Origin of the sequence: Runella sp. CRIBMP (assembly GCF_009905605.1) — a bacterium.
GTDB lineage: Bacteria > Bacteroidota > Bacteroidia > Cytophagales > Spirosomataceae > Runella.
This window is the reverse complement of record NZ_JAAAKZ010000001.1, coordinates 821856-843210: the sequence shown is the minus strand read 5'-3', so window position 1 is coordinate 843210 and position 21355 is coordinate 821856. Positions and strand designations below refer to the sequence as shown.

Below are 21355 nucleotides of genomic sequence, written 5' to 3'. Positions count from 1 at the left end.
TCGAATGAAAAAGATTTACCCAATTCTGTGGCTTTTGCTCAGTTGCACAAGTCTATTCGCTCAAAAACAGGTGCTGAAAGACATCAACGCAGCGCGGAATATTGCCCAACCCCAACTGGTAAGGGCGCTCAATGCGGCAACGACGCTGTCGGCTCTTGGTAACCAAACCTTTACGGCCAACAATACCGCCGTGCAGTTTGCGGCCAATGAGACCGTTCTGAAACAACTCGAACGGGAGAAGCCTGCTTTAGTGGAGTTTTCGATACCCATTTCAGCCAAAAACACCTTGGTTTTGGAACTGATTCCAATGGCTATTTTTGGCGAATCGTACAAGGTCATGGATGCCCAAAACCAAATGGTCAGCGTTGACAGAGGGATTTTTTATAAAGGCATCATTAAAGGCGACGATAACTCCCTTGCATCGTTGGCGTTGATAAATGGCGAATTGAGCGGCTTCATTGCTAACCAGAAAGGAACTTACGTACTGGCCAAATTGAAGAATGAGTCGAATTATATTTTTTATAATGACAACGAATTAGTAGAGAAACCGATATTCAATTGCAACGTAAAAGAGGACGTGACCAATCTGATAGACCAGGCGATGGTTGCGCCGAGTTCGACCAATTCGGGCTGCTCGGCGCGTCCCGTTCAAATCTATTTCGAGGCCGACAACAGCATTTTCACCGCGCAAGGCTCCAACATGACCACGGCGACTAATTTTGTCACGGCCCTTTTCGGACAAGTCGCGGTGATGTATGCCAACGAAAACATTTCAGTTCAAATCTCCCAACTCAAAATCTGGGACACCACCGACCCTTACGTTTCAGCAAACAATACCCAAACCTTCCTCAACCTTTTTGTCGCGCAGGTCGGCACGACTTACACGGGCGATTTGGCGCACCTGATTTCTGCCCGTGATTTAGGCGGTGGCATTGCCGACGGCTTCGAGAGTTTGTGCCAAAAAGGCGCGGCGGTAAGTGGCAGTATCACTTCAACAGTTGTCAATGTCCCTACGTATTCGTGGAATGTGAATGTCATTACGCACGAAATCGGGCATAATTTCGGTTCGCGGCATACACATAGCTGCACTTGGCCTGGTGGTGCCATTGACAATTGTAGTGCCACCGAAGGCGGTTGTCCGCGTGGACCTGCACCCGTTAATGGCGGTACAGTGATGAGTTATTGTCATTTGACGGCGGCGGGTATAAACCCCGCTAACGGCTTTGGGACTTTGCCTGGTAATTTGATTAGAAACAGAGTGAATTTCTGCATCTATACCAACCGTTTAGACATCACAATCGGCACACCGACCAACCCGTCGGGCGCGTGCAACGGGCTTGAAGTGGTGGTGACTTCAACGGGTGGAACGGGCGGCAAAACGTTTTCGGTGTCGCCAAATGTGGGCAGCCAAGCCGTTTCGGGGACGTTTACGGGCTTAACGTCGGGTACTTACACCTTCACGGCAACCGATGCAAACGGCTGTACAGTCTCAAAAAATTTGACGATTAGCACGCCGTTTGCCTTTTCAACTGCGTCTCAAATCACCAATTGCCCTGGTAATATAGGGCGCATTGTCGCCACACCGATTGGCAATTCCAACACGTTTAACTACACTATTTCGCCCAATGTCGGTACGCAAAGCCCTTCGGGAACGTTCAATAACCTACCCGCGGGAACGTATAATTTCACCGCCACACCCACGACGAACGGCACCTGCTCGGTCACTTTCAGCGCAACGCTTACCGCGCAACCACCTTTTAGTATAGACGCCCCCTCAGTATCAAAGGCCAATTCAGGTGTTTCAGACGGTCAGATTATCGTTAGTGGCATCAGTGGGTCAAAACCTTACACGGCTTCGATTTTACCTAATGTCGGGACGCAACCTTACGCGGGTGTGTTCACGGGCCTTGCAGCGGGAACGTATGCCCTTACCGTAACCGATGCCAACGGTTGCACGGCGAGTACGAGCAATATTGTGGTTGGGACGTTGCCTTCCTTAACGGTTAACACAAGCAGCCTCACTGTATGCGGCGGTTCGGTCAATCTCAACAGCCTTATCACGACTTCGGGTGGCAGTTCAGTTGTGTGGTCAAAAAAACCGCAAGCCGTTCAAGGGACATCGGGTTATAATTTTCACTTCGTTTTATTGAGTAACGGAACGCTCACGGGTTGGGGCGATAACGCTTATGGGAAGTTAACTTTTCCGGTGTTCGCCGGGCCCATTAAACAAATTGCGGCCAATGGCAACTACGGTCTAGCGTTGTTGACCAACGGCTCGGTCGTTGGGTGGGGTGACAATGGTAACGGCCAAATCAACATACCAACGTTTGCCGCGCCTCCGATTAAACTAAGCGCGGGTCTCAACAACAGTTTAGCTTTGTTGATGAATGGTTCGCTTGTTGGTTGGGGCAATAACAGTCGAGGACAATTGAATTTTCCCGCTTTCCCAAGTCGCATCAAAGACTTAAATTCGACAAGCGAAAACAACGCCGCGCTGTCCGTTGATGGAACGGTAAAAGTTTGGGGCGCACCCTCTCCCTCGCCAAGTATTTTCCCAGCCCTCAACGAGCCGCCGACTTTTGCCGCACCAGTTTCGGCGGTTTCAATCGGATTGTACCACGGTTTAGCCCTTTTGAGTAACGGACAAGTGCAAGGTTGGGGCTACAACCGTTACGGCGAAATAAACATACCAACTTTTGCCGCGCCTGTCAAACAAGTGCTTGCGGGTTGGAATACAAGCTACGCGCTACTTACAAATGGCGCAACCGTCGTTTGGGGCGATGGCGCAGCAAATGACGTGCCGCCGACAACCACGGCAACACCCCTCAGTATAACGGGCATTTTGTCCACCGTTTTAACGCTTTACAACGATGGTTCGGCGCGGTCGTGGGGTCAAAGTCGCATTGGTGGTAGCGACCTCAGTACCTACGATGCCGAAGCGTTGAGTAACGCCACCGTCACGCCGCCCGTCGGCACAACCACGTATTACGTCGTCGTAAGAAATACCGACGGCGAATACAAAACGGGTGAAGTGACGATAAATGCCTCGTCCACACCCGCGGCGCCTGTTGTGGCAAATACCGCAGTCTGTTCCAACGAAAGTACCTCAATAACGGTCAATTCTCCCGGTAATACGGTGCGGTGGTTTGATGCGACGGGGACGAATGTGGTGAACGTTGGCTCAACCTTAACCTTGCCCAATCTAACAGCGACAACGGCCTACAAAGTCCGCGTTGAAACCCAAGAAGGCTGTCAAAGTCCTTTTACTGATTTTACGGTAACGGTCAATCCCAAACCCGCCGCCCCCACCGTCACCGCCAGCGGACCGACGGCCTTTTGTAGTGGTGGTTCAGTTACCCTCAATTCAAATGTAGGCCCTAACAATGCGCTGAATTTTGTAGAAACCAATAGCCAATACGTTACCGTTCCGCACAGCACCAGCTTAAACCTGACCACCAGTTTTACGATGGAAGCTTGGGTCAACTATTCAGGCATTAATTCAACCATTGTAGATAAAGGAAATTACAACTATTTATGGTCGTTGAATGCCAATGGGAATGGAAATAAATTGGGTTTCTACGAGTTAAGTACAGGCACGTGGAAATATTCAACGGGTATAGTGCCCGAAAACACTTGGACACACGTAGCCATTACGTTCAATGCCGGTGCGCTGACCTTTTTCATCAACGGAGTCGCCTCCGGAACAGCAACCACTACGATTTTACAAGATAATCAGCCCTTGAACATTGGCCGACAGCAACCTACTTCTTGCCAGTGTAATCATTTCAACGGCACTATGGACGAACTTCGGATATGGAATGTGGTGAGAACCCAGGCTCAAATTTTCAATAACATGACCAATACCATACCCGGCAACAGTGCCGGATTGGTGGCCTATTACAAATTTGACGAAGGCACCGGTAACACGACCGCAGACGCCACCAGTAATGGCAATACCGGAACATTTGTAAACGGTCCCACTTGGCAAACCGTCTCTCCTTTAAATGCAGTACAGTGGTCGCCGAGCGGAGCCACTTCACCCGCCATTGTAGCCACCACGACGGGTACTTACACGGCCACCATGACCAACGGCTACGGTTGTATCAGTTCGGCAAGTGTCGTGGTAAGCGTAGGCTCCAACGCCGCCGCCGTTACCCTCGCCAGCCCCGCCGATGATTATGCTACGGGGGCGATTCTGAAAACGGCATCGAGCGTCAACGGAAAAATAACGGCGACTAACAAAGTAACGGGTACAGCCAACGTAAGCTACCGCGCCAAATCTATTGAGCTAACCAATGGGTTCAGGGCCGACAACGGGGCGGTGTTTAGTGCGGCGGTCGGGGGGTGTAATTAAAACCGTACCCCAAACTCATCATTTTTCAAATTGTTTGGTAAATAAAACGCTGCTTTTTATACATCTCGGCGAAGAAAATATCCCTGTGCCCAGCATTTTGAGGCTCAAATTTGAATTCTTTAGTTAATCCTAAAAACTATCATCAATGAGAATTTATTTTACAAAAATTGCCATTTTTTGCTTGGTTGTATTCTGTCAAGTTGCTCACGGGCAGCAGATTAAAATCCCCATCAAACCAGCCCCAACGCTATTCCAACAAAATGACATTCCTGTTGATACTTTGTATATTACAGGTAGCAATGGTAATGTAGCAAATTCGGGGATTCACATTGTTCCTTTGGGCAGCAGCTACACAGGTAACAATGGGGATAATCTTTCTGAAGTAGAGATGATTCAACAGGTTATGAATAACACCCCAACGGAAAAATACCTCAAAGCAAAGTCTGGCGAAGCATTGAACATAAATTTAAAATTTATGTTAAAACTAGGTCAAAATAACAATTACAATAACTTCGAACCCTTTGTAGTAACCCGGAGTTTTAGCTACCAGTATTCCCCATCATTAGGTGATGCCTCATCTTTCGAAGGGTATTATGGGCAAGAAGATACTCCAAATGGCATACAACAAAATTACAAATATCTTGATCAAATTTCTTCTGAGTCCCCAAGTTCTGATGGTCGTAAAGTGGTTGAATATTCAACCACTTTAACATTCCAAATGGGAAGATTCAAAAGTTGGTACGTATTTGAATCTTCCCATTTGGCAACTTGACCAACAGTCTAATACACCAATATACAAAAGGTATATTGCCGTAATTCCATTTGTAGTGGAGGGGCCTTTGATTACTCCGTCACAAGCAAATCCGGTGGCCATTAAAGGGTATATCAGAGAACCAGCCATTCCCCAAATGATTTTACATAATCCACCCGGTGATATGAGCAGTGTAACTTTTCAGACTTTGCAAGAGGCCTGTAGAAGCATGAGCGAATCTGTAACCCTCGATGAATCAAACAATGGCCGATTGAATCTTACGCTAGGAATAGCTGGCTCAGCGGGGCTGTTTGTATCCGTAAATTACGAGTTTTCGGTTACGGCATCGTTGAGTGGAGGGGGAGGCTCAACTTTAATGAAATCCAACGGTAGGCAAAACTGTGTCTCCATTTTAAATTCAATATCCACTGCCCCAGGAAATGCTCGGGCCAATGAAGGCTCAATCTATTTGGGGTACTCATCTACGGTCGCCTACGGTCTTTTCCCAATAGTCGCCATTAAAACCGGCCCGACTGTTGAAGTTGTAAGGGATTCATCTATCATTTTTGGCTTAGTTCCGGGTTCGGCAACGCCATTTTATTATTCTAAAAATGACATATTGTATGATATAGCTCAAAATCAATCCATCATCAATAACCTGAGCTTCTCTCCAAAAATGAGACGTGAAGCCCTAAACCAGAATCGAATTTGGGACCAAGTATTAAAAAAAGATAGCATCAACATCAATGACCCCGCAGCTCCAGTGCTTGTGCCTCCATTCACAATTACGGGAGGTAATAGTGGCCCCAATACAACAACCATTACGCAGTCAATCTCCGAAACCACAACCTACGATGTCAGTCATTTTTTGGAAGTGGGAGTGGGTGCTAGTTTTGTAGTAAAAGTAGGAGGTTCTGGTGTGGATGGAGGTTATGAATTCAAAACCAAAAAAACGATGGGCGCATCGGTAGCAAATACCAACAATTCAAGCACCACAATTTCTTATACTTTGCAAGACAATGATTTGGGTGATTCTTTTAGAATAAAAGTCATCAAAGATAAAACTTACGGAACGCCCATATTTTTATTGGATGAAGCTCAATCAAGAACCTCTTGCCCCTATGAAGGTGGCTACCAGAGAGATAAGCCAAAATTAGAAATTAATGGCAGTACATCCCCAACCGTTACGATTTCAAATGTGTCGTTAGGAACGAGCGGAAACTTTCGCGTAAAAATATGTAATAACTCCAACGAAATAAAAGACTACGGCTTTGGGTTTATAGGTGAATCCATTGTAAACGATGTATCCATTACGAGCACTGCTGGAATTGGGTCTTCACCCACCGGTACATCCATTACTAAACTTGCTACGATAACGGCAGTTCCTGCAAACGGATGTAAAACTACCACTTACGATGTCAACATAGCACGCCGGAACCCTGCCAGTCCTATGTCGTACCAAAACATTGAGTTTGTAACTTACGCTGAGTGTGAGCCTTCTATCAAATCAAGTATTTACGCAAATATTAATTTTGCAGGGCCACCGCCTCCAACGGGCGTGGCAGCAAGCAAAAGCGAAGTTTGTGTGTCTAATCCACTTACTTTATCAGCGAATTGCCCAGTGGCTACAACACCCAATTGGTACACTGTAGCCGAAGGAGGTTTCCCGATTGCTGTCGGAGCGAGTGTTGTTGTAAACCCCACTGAAAATACAACTTATTATGTAGGCTGTGAAACACCTGATTACAAGCGAGACCGGGTAGCAACGCCATTAGTTTTGGTTGGTTCGCCGTCTACGGCTTTGAATTTGACTTCAAACATTACAAGCAGTACTTTGCAAATCGCCAATACAACAATTACAGCAAGAAATAAAATATTCTCGCCGGCAACAGTTACTTATAAAGCGGGAAATTCGCTTACTTTCACTCCGGGTTTTGAAGCAAATGCTGGCACAAATTTTACGGCAAAAATTGGAGGGTGTGCCAATTAATAACCCCCAATTCTAATCGTTTATTTGCTATGCCAATACTCGCTTTTAGGGAATACTTTCGACGTTTTTTTTACGTCTGTTTCGCGCAATTCATTTGTGATCTTCATCCGATTCAGGACCGATTGCACAAAACGCCATTCCTCCTCGTTTATTGGCTTAACAATTAATTCCATAGCATTCAACCTTTACCCTCGCTGTTTTCCTCACGGCCAACCACTTGCCCAACCGACCTACCGTTTGATAACTATTTATGATACGGCTTGTTGAATGGCATAAAAACGGGTAGCTTGCTTAAGGAAAATATGGTTGAAATGTGACATATTACCTTTGCCCCTCCTCTTTTGTAGTAGTTGTTGGGTCATTACATCTGATATTGACAACATGAAAATCACGACTCGAATAGTACAATAAAAACTCAATAAAGTTAAAATAAATACAAAAAATACGACCGCTGCGGCGGGCCGTAAAACTTTCGCATATTTGAGAGTTATCGGCTATTCTATAACAGACAGCACTAAACAATAAACGAACAGAGATGAAATTAACAATACTCTTAATTTTTAGTATTATACCCATTTTGACTTCGTGCAATGGGCAGACTTCTAATTCGAAAAACGATTCTGTCCTTTTAAAAGAAATAACTGTAACGGGTGACACAGTAAAAGAACTTGGAAGTAGTATAATGGTGATTTACCAAGACAAGAAAAATACATATTGGTTTGGTAGTTGGAAAACAGGAGTGTATAAATATGACGGCAAAACTTTGATAAATTACACAACAAAACACGGTTTATATAACGATAGAGTTGATGATATAAAAGAAGATAAATCGGGCAACATATATTTCACAGGTATGAACCAAAATTCTACAATAACAAAGTTTGATGGAAAATCATTTACCAATATTATAGCAACCCCAAGTAATGAATGGAAACTTGAAGCGAAAGATTTGTGGCTAATAAATGCTTATCAAGCCAAACAAAAAGTTTACCGCTTTGATGGAAATACCTTTTATGAATTGACACTTCCAAAGCCACCTAAACTTAACAATCCATTTGAAGTTTATAGCATATATAGAGACATAAAAGGAAACATTTGGTTTGGCACAAATCCAGTTGGAGTATGTCGTTACGATGGAAAATCATTCGAATGGATTACAGAAGAAGATGTGACAGAATTTCGCAATGAGGGAGCAAATGGCGTGCGTTCAATTACGGAAGACAAAAATGGCGAGTTTTGGTTTAATACCGAAAAACGTTATGGTATTTACGACAGTATAACATTAAAAAGCAATAAGTTTTATACAAGACACGAAAGCATAGGCAGTTTAGATGGAAAAAATACAAGAGGTCTAAATGAGTATCTTTCAACAGTAAGAGACAACGAGAATAATTTGTGGTTTGTAACTTATTGTGATGGAGTTTGGAAATATGATGGAACAAAAATTACACACTATACCGTTCAAGACAACTCAAAAGACATTACTTTATTCAGTATTTACAAAGACAACAATGGCGACCTTTGGCTTGGGACACACGAAAATGGTGCATATAAATTTAGTGGAAAGACATTTGAAAAGTTTAAATCATAATGACGAAAAAAGAATAGCCGATAATAACTAAGCATTCGTGGTGGCCGTAGGCCAAGCCATGAAGGCGATGTTGAACGAAAGCTTCGGTAGCGGTGAGTGCTCACCAAACCTTTTTCTTTTATTATGGAGTTATCGTCGAGCCGGCAACTACTTTCAGAGCAGGTTTTAGACCTGCTTTTTGCTTTTACAGCTGCTTATGCGCCATTCTCATGGTTTTTTTTAGAGTTTGTGCACAAAATCCCCTACCCACAAAATCAGCCTTTGTGGTTGCTTTCACTTTGGCAAACGCCCATGTATTCAGCAGGGGGGCCACGTCCATCGAAAGTGGCTATGGTGACCAAATTCCCTTCGCCACAACAATGACATTTTCTAAGCAGCGTTTTAGGTGCGGATGCCTCTGCCGGCTTTAGCTTAAAATGCTCCCGCAACTTCTTGAACTTTGCACGCTTCCACGTACTGCTCAAAAACCCAAAATGCCGTATTCTGACGAAGCGTTTGGGTAGTATATGTTGAGCAAAACGACGGGTAAACTCCTGATGGCTCAATGTCATGGACTTTTTGAGACCATTTTGACGGTAATCTTTGTAGGAAAAACTAACACTTTCTTCATCCACATGCTGTATGCGATGGTTGCTGATGGCGATTTTGTGCGTGTACCTTCCCAGATACTCCACCACCGACTTGGGTGAACCAAATGGTCGCTTGGCATAGACTATCCAGTTCTTCTCAAAAAGAGATTTTCTGAGTGGTTTTTCTAACTTCAATTTCTCCCCCAAAATCTTTACATACTTTGCACGGAATACTTTACCCAATGCCTTCACGGCAAACAAAAACTTACCATCCGCTCGCAGGTTGTGCCAACTGCCCTTGGCATCTACACCACCGCCTGGAACGATGCAATGCAGGTGTGGGTGTAAGCTCAAGTTCTGGCCCCATGTATGCAGCACCGCAATCATGCCCATCTGCAAACCCTTATTCCTGCCAAACGTTTCCAAGGTTTGCCAAGCAGCCCCAAACAACGAATCATAAACCGCTTTGGGCTGGTGAAGTGCCAATGCATTCAACTCCGAGGGTAATGTAAATACCACATGGAAGTACGGTACCGGCAATAAATCTGCCTCCCGTGCCTGTATCCATTCTTCTCGCTTGTGGCCTTGGCACTTGGGGCAGTGGCGGTTGCGGCATGAATTGTAACTGATAGTAATGTAGCCGCAGGCATCACACGCATCAATATGGCCACCCATAACCGAAGTCCTGCAATGCTGTATCGCTCGCAAGGTGCGCAGTTGCCAACTATTTAACCCCAAATCTTCAATGCCATCGCCCAGCCGACCCAGCACATGGGCTACTTCCCAAACAGGCTGCACTGCGAAAACAACGTGTCAAGTGGGCTAAAAACGGGTTTGGTTTGCAACTGCGCCACATGAAGATATAGCATAGTGGTCTCGATGTTCTCATGTCCCAGAAAATTCTTGACACTGATTATATCCATGCCATCTTCCAGCAGATGGGTGGCGCAAGTATGCCTCAGCGTGTGTACATGGACGTCCTTGATGATACCTGCTCGTTTGGCGGCTTCTTTCACAGCCCATTGTACCCCTTTTTGGCTGTAACGAGAATCAAAGTCACCGCCTGCACGGTCAACGATAGCAACGCCTCCAAACAAATAACCTTGCGGCTTTTCGGCTGAAATATAACTCTTGAGTCCGCGAATAAGATGCTCAGATAGGGGCACATAGCGGTCTTTTTTACCTTTGCCTTGCACTACTTTTAATTGCTTACGGTCAAAGTCCATGTCAGCCAAGCGTACACTTCGCACCTCCAAACAACGAAGCCCGCAACCGTACAACAGACCGATTAGCACCTTGTGTTTGAGCAAAGTACAAGCTTTTAGCATCGCCCAGACTTCCTGTTTACTCAGCACAACAGGCAATTTTTGCTCTTTCTGTATGGCAGGTAAATGAAGATAGCTGTAAGGACGTCCTTCGCTCTTTAACAGAAATCGAAGACCATAAACTGTATGCTTGAAATAAGTTTGGGAGGGGGTTATGCTCCGCTGTTGGAGCATGTAAAGGTACTCATGGACCTGCTCTTGATCGAGTTCGGTGGGGATTTTGCCATAATGCAGCGCGATGGCCGTAATATGCATGGAATAGTTTTTGAAAGTACTTGGGCTGCGGCCGAGTATCGAAATACTGCGCTCAAAACGGTGGATTAATTCTTGAAAGCCGGGCACTTCTCGGCCGGCACGATTGATAAGCTTGTTCTCACGTAGCTCATCAGAATTCTTTTTTTGTCATGCTCAATTTTAAGTTTAAATTGGCCTTAAAATTAAGCCTTTTGTGACGATATAGCTACCGAAGGTTTTGTTCAACATGGGGTTTTGTGCAAGTGGGGCAGACTTAATAAACCTCAATATTCGTGCTACTATTTAGCTTTGGTTCCAGCCTACGGAACGCTATTGAACATTTGAATAAAACATCAACTATATTGCAATTATCAACTTTGGTTACTGGCAGGCAGAATGCTATTTCCCAACCTGCATAAAGCCCTTAACGTTGGCTGCAACATTATAAATCCGACAATATCGAAAATGACAACAAAAAAATACGCAGACGATTTTTATAAGAAAACTAAAGGCATAAACAACATAATGATTGAGAAAATGTTTAATGATTATGTTTTGTATATAAACGGAAAAAGAATTGGAGTACTTTTTGACAACAAAGTTTTATTAGTTTCGACAGAAAATTTAAAAAAATTATTCCCTAACGCTATAGAAGAAAAATCTTTCGATTGGGGATATTACAAACTCATTCCTATTGACTACAATGATAACATTGAACTCTTAGAGAAAGCCATTAGTGCAACCTATGACGACCTATATTTTCAACAAGATTTTGTTTGCGACATTTCTTCGCTTTTTAAATCATACAGTAAATATTCTGACACCATAAAGAAAATTTACTATTTACATATAACATTTTTACGCTTTTGTTATGACAAAGGGCTTTTAAAAATAAACCCACTCGATAAACAAGACAGAATATTGCATATGAATTTTATAAATAATGACTTGACAGAAAAAGGGACAAAAATTTTCAAAGAATTACACCATAAATGGCTTGTTTACACAGACAAAAATGATGATAAGTCTGACGAAAGATCCGTTAATATAAAGATGTTAGAAAAATATTATTTGGCTATAACCGAAAAAATAAAAGTCTAACTTATAGCAAAAAAAGCAGCACCTAACACGGGTTTTGCGTCAGCAGGGCAGACGTGCAAACTTGAAGCTAAGTGCTACTATTGAAATTTGGTGATAAATTGAAACTTTATACTCCGAAACCCGCCCGAACGCCAAGCCGAAAACCGTCAGCTGCTACCGTTTCGGCCACACTCCAATGATTAAACAAATCAGAAAAACAATTTTAACTACAACTAAAACATACTAAGATGAAAAAAGTAGGCATCATTGGAGGTTCGGGCTTTATTGGAAGCTATAACACTCAAAAGTTTTTGAACGAAGGATATAGGGTGAAAGTATCTACTACGGACATTTCTAAAAAAGAAAAGTATGAACATTTACTTAGCCTGAAGAATGCTGAACATTTAGAAATTGTTCAACTTGACGTTGAAAATAAACAAGAACTTAGTGACTTCTTGCAGGGCTGTGAAATTGTAATTCACGGTGGTACACCATTTCAACTGGATGTGAAAGACCCAAAAACAGAGTTGTTTGACCCAACCATTAAGGGAACAGAAAATTTTCTTGAAGCAATTCAAAAAACATCTGGAATTGAAAAAGTAGTTTTTATAGCATCAGTTGCCGCTTACAACACTAATTTTCCGCTTTTACCCGAAAACAAAACAGAAAATGACCAAATCAAAGAAAGCGATATGCCATTTATGAGTGAGCAAAGCCATCCATATGGACAAGCAAAGTTTATCGCCAACCAAATTGTCAATAAATTCATTGCAGACAATCCAAATCTAAGTTTTGAAATTACTTCTGTTTCCCCAGTTGGTGTTATGGGCAAATCATTATCATCAAGACCAGACTCAACTTCAACTGGAATTCAATTCCTGTTCAAAAATAAAATTGCCCCGAATCCATTTATACAGATGTTTTATGACAACGACATATATTGGGCAGTAGTAGATGTAGCAGACGTTGCAGAAGCTATTTACAAAGCAGCGACAACAAAAAACATACACGGTAAGAATTATCTTTTGTCAAGTGAAAGCTACAGGGTATCAGATGTTACTTTAATGCTAAACAATCAAAGTCCGATTGGAAACCCAAAAACCGTTTACAGTAATAATTTAGCAAAAAAGGACTTAGGCATAAACTTTCAACCTGCAAGTGTGTCTTTAAATAGCTACTCGTCATAAGGACATAGAAATACAGCAGCAGCCAATATTGCACTTCTCCCTTGGTGGTGTTCTCACCACCAAGCTCTTTCCCCCCTTCCACACAGTTCTGAAGGTAAAAAACACATGCATTTGATTTTCATCCGATTCAGGACCGATTGCACAAAACGCAACTCCTCCTCGTTTCTTGGCTTAACCATCAATTCCATAGCATCCATTTTTTTACCATAAATAACATTTATTTCACTTGGTGGTATCCTCCCTGCCAATTTCTTCCATTCCATTTTGCAGGTGAAAACACCTGCAAAGGCATAAAAAAGGGCAGTCTCCAACGTTGGAGACTGCCCCGGCAAAGGTATAGTTAGGGATAGTAATTAAAGGTTCAAGCTCCAACCTTCGCGGTACTCGCGCTTTACGAACTGATTGGCTGGTTCGTAGTTGGTGATTCTCATGTTGGGCGCGTCGTAGTACAACTTCTTGCGGCCGTTGTATTTATCCACGGTGCGTTTGGCGGTTGGGTTGTCGCGGAGCATCCAGCTGCGGAGCGCCAAGTTTCCAATCAAAATGCTTTCGGTAAACGGTGCCGCGTACTCAAACGGCGAACTCGTCACGCCTTTGCCGTGGCCAGCGATACAGGCATTCACCCACTGTAAATAATGGTTTTCGTCGGGAACGCGGGCGATGGTTTCGGGAATATTGAGCGTTTCGTTGGCCTTCAGTGGCAACAAACGCGGTTTGGCACCGTAGCAATCGGCCATCAGTTTTCCTTTAGAACCAATGAACAACACCCCGCCGTCGGAGTTGCCGAAGCTCTCGCCGGGCAACAATTCTTCGGGTAATTCAGGCAAAATACCGCCGTCGTACCAGCTCACCTTGATGTTGCCTTTGCCGTCTTTGCGGGGATAGTCCAAGTGAATCGACGACGAGAACGGCGTCCAGTCGGGGTTATCGTCCTGCGGGCGGAGCGTAAAGGTCCAAGTTCCGGCCACGCTGCACTCGACCGAGGTGGGGTAATCAATAGGTAAAATTCGATAAATCGGGTCCATAATATGGCAAGCCATATCGCCCAAGGCACCCGTACCGTAGGGCCACCAGCCACGCCAGTTCCAAGGTAGATACGCTTCATTGTAAGGCACTTTTTTGGCGGGTCCGAGCCACAAATCATAATCCAGTTCTTTCGGAATCTCAAAGGTTTTATCGGTCGGTACGGCTTGTGGCCACACGGGCCGGTTGGTCCAAGCCAATACTTTGTGTACTTCGCCAATGATGCCCGAATCATAGATTTCTTTCATGCGGCGCACGCCGTTGCCCGAGCCGCCTTGGTTGCCCATTTGGGTCACGACCTTGTATTTTTTGGCGGCCTGTCCCAAAATCCGCGCTTCGTAGATGTCGTGCGTAAGAGGCTTTTGGGTATATACGTGTTTGCCCAACTGCATTGCGGCGAGGGTGGCTACGGCGTGGGTGTTATCAGGCGTAGAAATAGAACAGGCGTCGATGTTTTTGTTTTCTTTGGCCAACATTTCCCGAAAATCCTTGTAGTAAGTGGCTTTCGGAAATTTGGTGCGAGACTCCACCGCTTGCCGGTCGTCTACGTCGCAAAGGGCCACAATATTGACGTTGGGACTCGCCGCAAACGACGCTAAATCGCTTTTCCCTTTGCCCCCTACCCCAATGCCGGCAATGTTGAGTTTGTCGCTCGGCGCAACGAAACCTTTACCCAGTACGTGGCGCGGAACAATAAAAAACGACGTGGCCGCCACCGAAGAGGCTTTGATGAAATCGCGGCGGCTGTTGGAATCAAGCTTGATTTTTTGTTCTTCCATGATAACAAATAAAATTTTGAGGTTTAGGAACGGAGCGTTGACGGTATACTACTGAATAACAAGGGAATCGTACCTGTATTTTGTCCAAAAAATTATCTATTAACTGATATATGCCTTTTTTTTACGTTCAGGCAGACGTAATGTTTGACCTAAAGCGGGTAGGCGTAAGCGGATCGCCGCGGGCCTGCCCCTACGGGTGTTTTATCAATACATCATCCACGTAAAAAACCGCCCGTGTTACAGGTTCATCAGCCCCCGCGAGCGGTGGGTGCGGGTCTTCGTTGGGGGATTTTCGGTTGGGCAGATTGCGGTAAGGGCCAGTGCGCAGCGACAGGCGCTCCACCGATTTGACGGCTTCGGCCAAAGCCGCTTTTTCTAACACTTTTTTGCCGTTGATGCTCAAATTAAAACTTCCGGCCAACGTTGCATTGACCGTAAACGCCAGTTCGTACCACTGCGCTGGCTGATAGGTTTGTACGATTTTCTCGGTGCCTCCGTCGGCGACGATGATGTTTCCTTTTTCGTCAAACCGCACCCGCACGGGGCGGTTGCCGTAGCGGTCGGTGAGGTCGATTTCGAGCAAGCCGCTTTGGTTTTGGGCGGGTTGTACTTTCAACGAACATTCTATTTGTGTGCCTTCTTCAAACACCCGAATGGCGCGGGCGTAATCGTGCGGGTCTTTGTCCGACAATTCGAGGCATTTTCCCGTAGATTTAGGCGTATTGACCACCGTAACGGGGGCCCACTGGGGAGCGTATACGTTCCAATCTGGCACGCTGCCGTTGAGGTCGAGTGCGTCAAAGTCATCGTTGACATTGCCTTTGACCGCGTAGCGCACGGGCGTAGGCACGCGGCTGACCCAAATATCTTCTTTGTTCATGCTGTACGACAGCCACAGGTCGTTGCCGGGAGGATTGCCGTTGCCTTCTTCGATGCCACGCACGTAGCAGGGGCCAAAGTCTTTCCAACGCCCAAAAAACCGACGCGGCGGCACTTCGCCCTGCACGAGCAGCATATTGTCAAAAATAGCGCCGTCGTCGCCCGTGATGACCGTGAGCGGAAAACGGTGCTCGTCCATTTCGATGGGATTGTACGCGATGGCGTAGCGCCCGTCGTCGGTGCGCTGCCCCCACTGCTTGCCGCCCGCCATGGTCAGCGTCGGCACTTTGACGGGGGGCGAGAAGGTTAGACCCTCGTCGTCCGACAAGGCCGCTTTGGAGCGTTTCCACAGCGCCACCACTTTGCCGTCTTTGCGGTGATAGTACGATAACGCCTGAATATCAAGCGATTTATCGAGGTTATTTTTATAAAACCCGTCCAGCCCAAGGTCTTCTTCGCGCCATTGCAGCGTCATGAGTTTATCGGCCAAAAGTGCATTACAGGCCTCCACAAAACCTCTATCGGTAGATTTTTGGTAAAACGGATAGCTCGTGTTCTTCTCGTTCCACTTCATGCCGTCGACGGTGGTGTGGCTGCTGTAACGGATAAAATAAATGGGGCCGTAGGTGCCGTCTTTGTAGGCCTCGCGCACCACGCGCCCGATACCGCCTTCCTTAAACGGCTCTTCGGTGTGACCATAAAAGGCCAATACCAACAGCCGCCCGTTGGGCGCGGTATAAAAACCCATGCGTTGGTGCATCATGTAGCCATCCGACCCTTTGGGAATTTTGATGCCCTTGGGGGCCACATACGGCGGAAACACCACCGTGGGTTTGCTCCAAACACGCCCATCTTTGGAGGTCACGACCAGCGTTTGCCCCGGCGCAATGTGCTCATCGACGGGGTTGCTGAGGTATTGCTGATAGAAGGTATCGTTCCAATAACACAGGTTGGAGGCGTGGTTGTAGGTCCACCCAAAGCCATCGGCCAGCTCGGGGTGTGTACGATTGACGCGCAGCGTTTGGCGACTCTCCACGCCTACCGCGTACCGCAATCGCCCCTCGTGCACCTGAGGGTCTACGCTTTCGCCGCCCACGTACCGCACGGGTTCGTGGATGCTGCCCGTTTGGGCTACCCCTATTCCACTGCCAAAAACCAAGGCCATGCCGTACCAATACGCTTTATTCATCATTTTTTTCAATAGGATTTTCTTGAAATGAATACTGTGACAAGGCGTTTTTGGGCTAGTGCCGCCTATTTTTTTAGACAAACTACCGCTTGATAACTATTTTATGACACGACTTGCTGAAGGGTATAAAAACTGGTAGCTTTCGAGAGGAATTGGGGGGAGATTCATGCTCTTATTTCTGAGTGGACAGGATGATTCAATTGCATGCAGACAGCACAAGAACTATAAACAATACAATAAAAACATAATAAAGTCAAAATAAATAAAAAAGTACTGCCGCATCGCGGGCCGTAAAACTTTTGCATATTTGAGAGTTGTGTAAAATTTAAACTACCACTAACCCAATTAAAAACTAATAAGAGAAAATGAACGTACAAGTTTCTTTCAATTTTAAGAAAATGACAAGTAAAGCAATTTTTGCTATTATTTTGTTTATCATTGTATATTTTACTTTATTGTTCTTTGCAATCGGAATGACAATTTTTTGTGTAATGGCAGGAATTGCTTTAATTGTTGCAAAACCAATGATTATAACAATTGGATTGGGTTTTGGATTAGCTAGTTTAGGTTTTTTTATTCTTATTTTTTTGTTTAAATTTCTTTTTAAACAACATAAAATTGACAGAAGTCATTTAACTGAAATTACGAAAGATGAAGAACCAAAATTGTTTAATTTTATAGCAGAAATTGCAAATCAAACACATACGGATTTTCCAAAAAAAATCTATTTATCAAGTGATGTAAATGCATGCGTTTTTTATGACTCTAGTTTTTGGAGCATGATACTCCCAATTAAGAAAAATCTACAAATTGGACTAGGCTTAGTTAATACTATAACCGAACAGGAATTTAAAGCAATTTTAGCCCACGAATTTGGACATTTTTCACAAAGAAGTATGAAAATTGGAAGTTATGTTTATAATGTCAATCAAGTTATCTTCAATATGCTTTACGATAATGAGTCGTTTGATATTATGATACAAAAATGGGCAAATATTAGTGGATGTTTTTCAATTTTTGTAGCAATTGCAGTAAAAATTATTCAAGCAATTCAGTGGTTTTTAAAAAAAATGTATGATTTTATAAATATAAGTTATATGGGTTTGTCACGGAAAATGGAATTTCACGCAGATGAAATTGCCGCCAATGTTGCCGGACATATTCCTTTAAAAGAATCATTATTAAGAATGGATTTAGCAGACTATTCCTACAATACTGTTTTGAGCTTTTATGAGACTAAAATTGTCGATAATGTAAAAAGCAAGAATATCTTCAAAGAGCAAGAATTTGTCATGAAGTTTTTAGCAACTGAAAGTAAACTACCCTTTAAAAATAATTTGCCAGTTGTCTCAGAATTAGACCTAAGTAAGTATAACAAATCAAAATTAAACATAAAAGACCAATGGGCTTCTCATCCTAGTATAGAAGAGCGAGTTATTGCGTTAGAAAAACTAAATATCCAACCTACTGAAAATATAGATAATTCAGCAATTTTGTTATTCTCAAATAAAGACAAAATTCAAGAAAAAATTACAGAAAAAATATTTTCTGGAGTAACCTATAATGAAACACCAATAATATTAGATTTAGATAAATTTAAAATGGATTATTCAGAATCATTCAATAAAAATAGTTTTCCAAGGCAATACAATGGATATTATGATTCTAAAAATCCTATTAATTTTGACTTAGAAACGACAAATGAAATTGAAAATATTGACACTCTATTCAGCAAAGAGAAAATTGACATGATATACAATTACACTGCTCTTGAAAATGACAAAAACACTCTAAAAAGTATTGCAAATAAAGAGTATAATATAAAAACATTTGATTATGACGGGCAAAAATATAACTCAGACGAAGCAAATAGTGTAATTAATAAAATAGAAGATGAGTTAACTATCGTTAAAGAGAATATTCAAAAAAATGATTCTGAAATTTATAATTTCTTTCAAAGAAAAGCTCTTAAAAACGGAAATTCAAATACACTAAAAGAAAAATACAAAAATTTCTTTAAGCTAGATTCCGAATTTGATAGAAAGATTGAATTGTACAATAATTTAATAAATTCTACTGGATTTATTAGCGTAGCAACTCCTTTTGAACAAATAGAAAGAAATTTCAATTCAATTTTAGAATTAGAAATTGAATTGAAAAATGAAATAAAACACTTAATTGAAGACACAGTACTGTATAATGAAATAACAAAGCAAACAAAAGATAATTTTGAAAAATATTTATCTAAAGAATGGAAGTATTTTAGCAATGACAACTACAATAATGACAATCTAAATATATTTTTCACAGCTATTAATGACTACAATTATTTAATTTCAAGAAAATACTTTTTGACAAAACTAGATTTACTAAATTACCAAATTCAACAACTTGAAAAATAAAGCTTCACACAACACCAGTTTGGCAAAATAGCCAGTTATGTGCTTAATTGAACATTCGGAATTCTAATCAACATTTGTGCTAAACCGAGCATTTGTGCTTCTAATTCCGCTTCTTTACCAAGCCTCAACCCGTTATCCATCTTAGCCATCATCCCAACCCCAAATTCAAAACGTTTCCATGCACATCGAAGTCCTTTCAACCCACAACTGCCAAGCCCTGACCCAACTCGCGTTGGAACTCTGGCCCGAGTGCGTATTCGAGGAAGAGTACGAACAGTTTGCGGGGCTGATTGAGTCAGAAAATGACATTTGCTACGTTGTTCGGCAGCAGGAAGAGTATATTGGTTTTGTGCATGTCAGCATTCGGCATGAGTACGTAGAAGGGGCCGACGACCTGCCCGTGGCCTACGTGGAGGGTATTTATGTAAAGCCGAGGTATCAAAAGCAGGGCGTTGCCAAACAACTAATGGCGGTTTCGGAGGCGTGGGCCAAGCAAAAAGGACTCACCCAAATGGCATCTGATACTTCCGTGGAAAATTCGGCAAGTATTGAGTTTCATCAAAAAATAGGGTTTACCGAGGCCGAGCGTATCGTGTGTTTTATCAAAGAATTATAGGCCCTGCCCCCTATTGCGGGTGAGAACACCCGCAAACGCATAAAAAAAGCGCACGTCAGTGATGGCGTGCGCTTTTTTGTATATACAACCCTATTTTTTGGGAGCCTTATAAGCAATCCGGTAGAGCGTTCCGTTCAAATCATCGGTGACGTAGAGCGAGCCATCAGGGCCTTGGGCGAGGCCCGTGGGGCGGTGTTGAATGGGTCCCGTGGGTTTGGCGAGGTCGGTACCCGCAAAATTGTCGGCAAAAATCTCCCAAGGGCCCGAAGGTTTACCGTTTTTGAAAGGCACAAAGGCTACCATGTAGCCTTTTTTGAGGCTAGGAGCTTGGCCGTGGAAAGCGATAAACGCCCCGTTTTTGTAGCGAGCAGGAAACATTTTTCCCGTATAAAAAAGCACGGCGTTGGGGCCCATGTGCGCCGGAAAATCGGCCACAGGATTGATGGCTTTTTCGCCGCCCGTTTTTTTACCGTCGCCGCCGTATTCGGGGCAAAGGATTTTTTTCTTTTGGAACGGGTCATAGTACACGTACGGCCAACCGGCATCATCGCCTTCGTGAACCTCGTACATGGTTTCGGCAGGGAGTTTTTCGCTGTCTTGAGGGGTATAGTACTGCGGGAAAACGTCGTGGAACTTGCCGCGCCCGTGCATCATCACAAACAACGAATTAGTGCCTGAATTCCAGTCTAATCCTACCACGTTTTTTAGTCCCGTGGCGTAGCGAATGCCGTCGGAATACTGCTGATTAAGCTGATCGGCTTTGAAACGCCAGATGCCGCCCACCGAATCCAGCAATGGGCACGGCATTTTGCCTTTGTTGGTGCCCGCTTCTTTGCAGGTTTCGTCGTAAGAACCTACGTTTACGTACACGTAGCCGTTGTTATCGACCGCAATATTTTTGGCTTCGTCGCGGCCTTTGCTCACCAATCCTTTCACAATCTGCTCGGGATTGTTCATGTCAATCACTTCCTCTTTTTCATTGAGTTTGTACCGGTACACGCCCGTATTGGAAGAAGCATACAGATAGCCCCCGCGAATAAAAATCCCCGAGCCTTTGTAATCTCCGAAGCCCACTTTTTCGTCAATGGCTCCGTCGCCGTTGGTGTCGCGCAGGCGATAGATGGCCTTGCCGTCTTTGAGTTTGTTGATTTTAACGTAAATATCGCCGCCTTTCGAAACCGCCAAGTGGCGCGGCGTTTCCAAATCTTCGGCCAAAATGGTGGCGGAGAAGCCAGCGGGCATTTTAATATCGGTGGCAGGAATGACGCCCGTGGTCGTTTTTGTAGCGTTGGGAGCCGTGGTGTCGTCACTTTTGTACGCGGCCAAACCGCTTACCGTCACCAACGCGGCAGCCACAGAGAGCGTTCTTAGAAATGGATGCATTAT

Annotated in this window: 13 protein-coding genes; 8 read left to right on the top strand and 5 right to left on the bottom strand. The window is 44.0% G+C overall.

What is annotated here, in order from left to right:
• Positions 1-4 precede the first annotated feature (4 nt).
• From GVN20_RS03480 to GVN20_RS03465, 4 genes are all read left to right on the top strand, one after another.
• Positions 5-4354: a LamG-like jellyroll fold domain-containing protein gene (locus GVN20_RS03480; protein WP_166556976.1), complete on the top strand. Its 4350-nt coding sequence runs from the start codon at positions 5-7 to the stop codon at positions 4352-4354.
• Positions 4355-4499: 145 nt separating this feature from the next.
• Positions 4500-5126, top strand: a complete 627-nt coding sequence (locus GVN20_RS03475) for a hypothetical protein (protein ID WP_166556975.1) — start codon at positions 4500-4502, stop codon at positions 5124-5126.
• Positions 5101-7095, top strand: coding sequence for a 3-coathanger stack domain-containing protein (locus GVN20_RS03470; RefSeq protein WP_166556974.1), 1995 nt, complete (start codon positions 5101-5103; stop codon positions 7093-7095). Before GVN20_RS03475 ends, GVN20_RS03470 begins: the two co-directional genes overlap by 26 nt.
• 535 nt (positions 7096-7630) lie before the next feature.
• Complete coding sequence (locus tag GVN20_RS03465; RefSeq protein ID WP_166557281.1) at positions 7631-8686, top strand: two-component regulator propeller domain-containing protein; 1056 nt, start codon at positions 7631-7633, stop codon at positions 8684-8686.
• Between the two features lie 254 nt (positions 8687-8940).
• On the opposite strand, the gene GVN20_RS03460 is transcribed toward GVN20_RS03465, so the two are convergent.
• Together GVN20_RS03460 and GVN20_RS29645 are read right to left on the bottom strand one after the other, a co-directional pair.
• Positions 8941-10053, bottom strand: a complete 1113-nt coding sequence (locus GVN20_RS03460; protein ID WP_166556973.1) for an IS91 family transposase — start codon at positions 10051-10053, stop codon at positions 8941-8943.
• Positions 10032-10922 carry a tyrosine-type recombinase/integrase gene (locus tag GVN20_RS29645; protein WP_206023184.1) on the bottom strand — a complete coding sequence of 297 codons (891 nt, stop codon included), beginning with the start codon at positions 10920-10922 and terminating at the stop codon, positions 10032-10034. Before GVN20_RS29645 ends, GVN20_RS03460 begins: the two co-directional genes overlap by 22 nt.
• Before the next feature lie 357 nt (positions 10923-11279).
• Here GVN20_RS29645 and GVN20_RS03450 point away from each other — a divergent pair, with 357 nt between their 5' ends.
• A complete protein-coding gene (locus GVN20_RS03450) occupies positions 11280-11915 on the top strand; it encodes a hypothetical protein (RefSeq protein ID WP_166556972.1) in 636 nt (211 codons plus the stop codon).
• A 227-nt stretch (positions 11916-12142) separates the two neighbouring features.
• Positions 12143-13081, top strand: a complete 939-nt coding sequence (locus tag GVN20_RS03445; protein WP_166556971.1) for an NAD-dependent epimerase/dehydratase family protein — start codon at positions 12143-12145, stop codon at positions 13079-13081.
• A gap of 353 nt (positions 13082-13434) precedes the next feature.
• Here the strand turns inward: GVN20_RS03445 and GVN20_RS03440 are convergent, their stop codons facing one another.
• Positions 13435-14883 carry a Gfo/Idh/MocA family protein gene (locus tag GVN20_RS03440; protein ID WP_166556970.1) on the bottom strand — a complete coding sequence of 483 codons (1449 nt, stop codon included), beginning with the start codon at positions 14881-14883 and terminating at the stop codon, positions 13435-13437.
• Between the two features lie 190 nt (positions 14884-15073).
• Positions 15074-16954 carry a hypothetical protein gene (locus tag GVN20_RS03435; protein ID WP_166556969.1) on the bottom strand — a complete coding sequence of 627 codons (1881 nt, stop codon included), beginning with the start codon at positions 16952-16954 and terminating at the stop codon, positions 15074-15076.
• A gap of 362 nt (positions 16955-17316) precedes the next feature.
• On the opposite strand from GVN20_RS03435, the gene GVN20_RS03430 reads away from it, so the two are divergent.
• Positions 17317-19353, top strand: coding sequence for a M48 family metallopeptidase (locus GVN20_RS03430; RefSeq protein ID WP_166556968.1), 2037 nt, complete (start codon positions 17317-17319; stop codon positions 19351-19353).
• A gap of 178 nt (positions 19354-19531) precedes the next feature.
• On the top strand, positions 19532-19969 hold the full coding sequence (aac(6'), locus tag GVN20_RS03425; protein WP_166556967.1) for an aminoglycoside 6'-N-acetyltransferase: 438 nt from the start codon (positions 19532-19534) through the stop codon (positions 19967-19969).
• A 90-nt stretch (positions 19970-20059) separates the two neighbouring features.
• Here the strand turns inward: aac(6') and GVN20_RS03420 are convergent, their stop codons facing one another.
• Complete coding sequence (locus GVN20_RS03420; RefSeq protein WP_166557279.1) at positions 20060-21355, bottom strand: PQQ-dependent sugar dehydrogenase; 1296 nt, start codon at positions 21353-21355, stop codon at positions 20060-20062.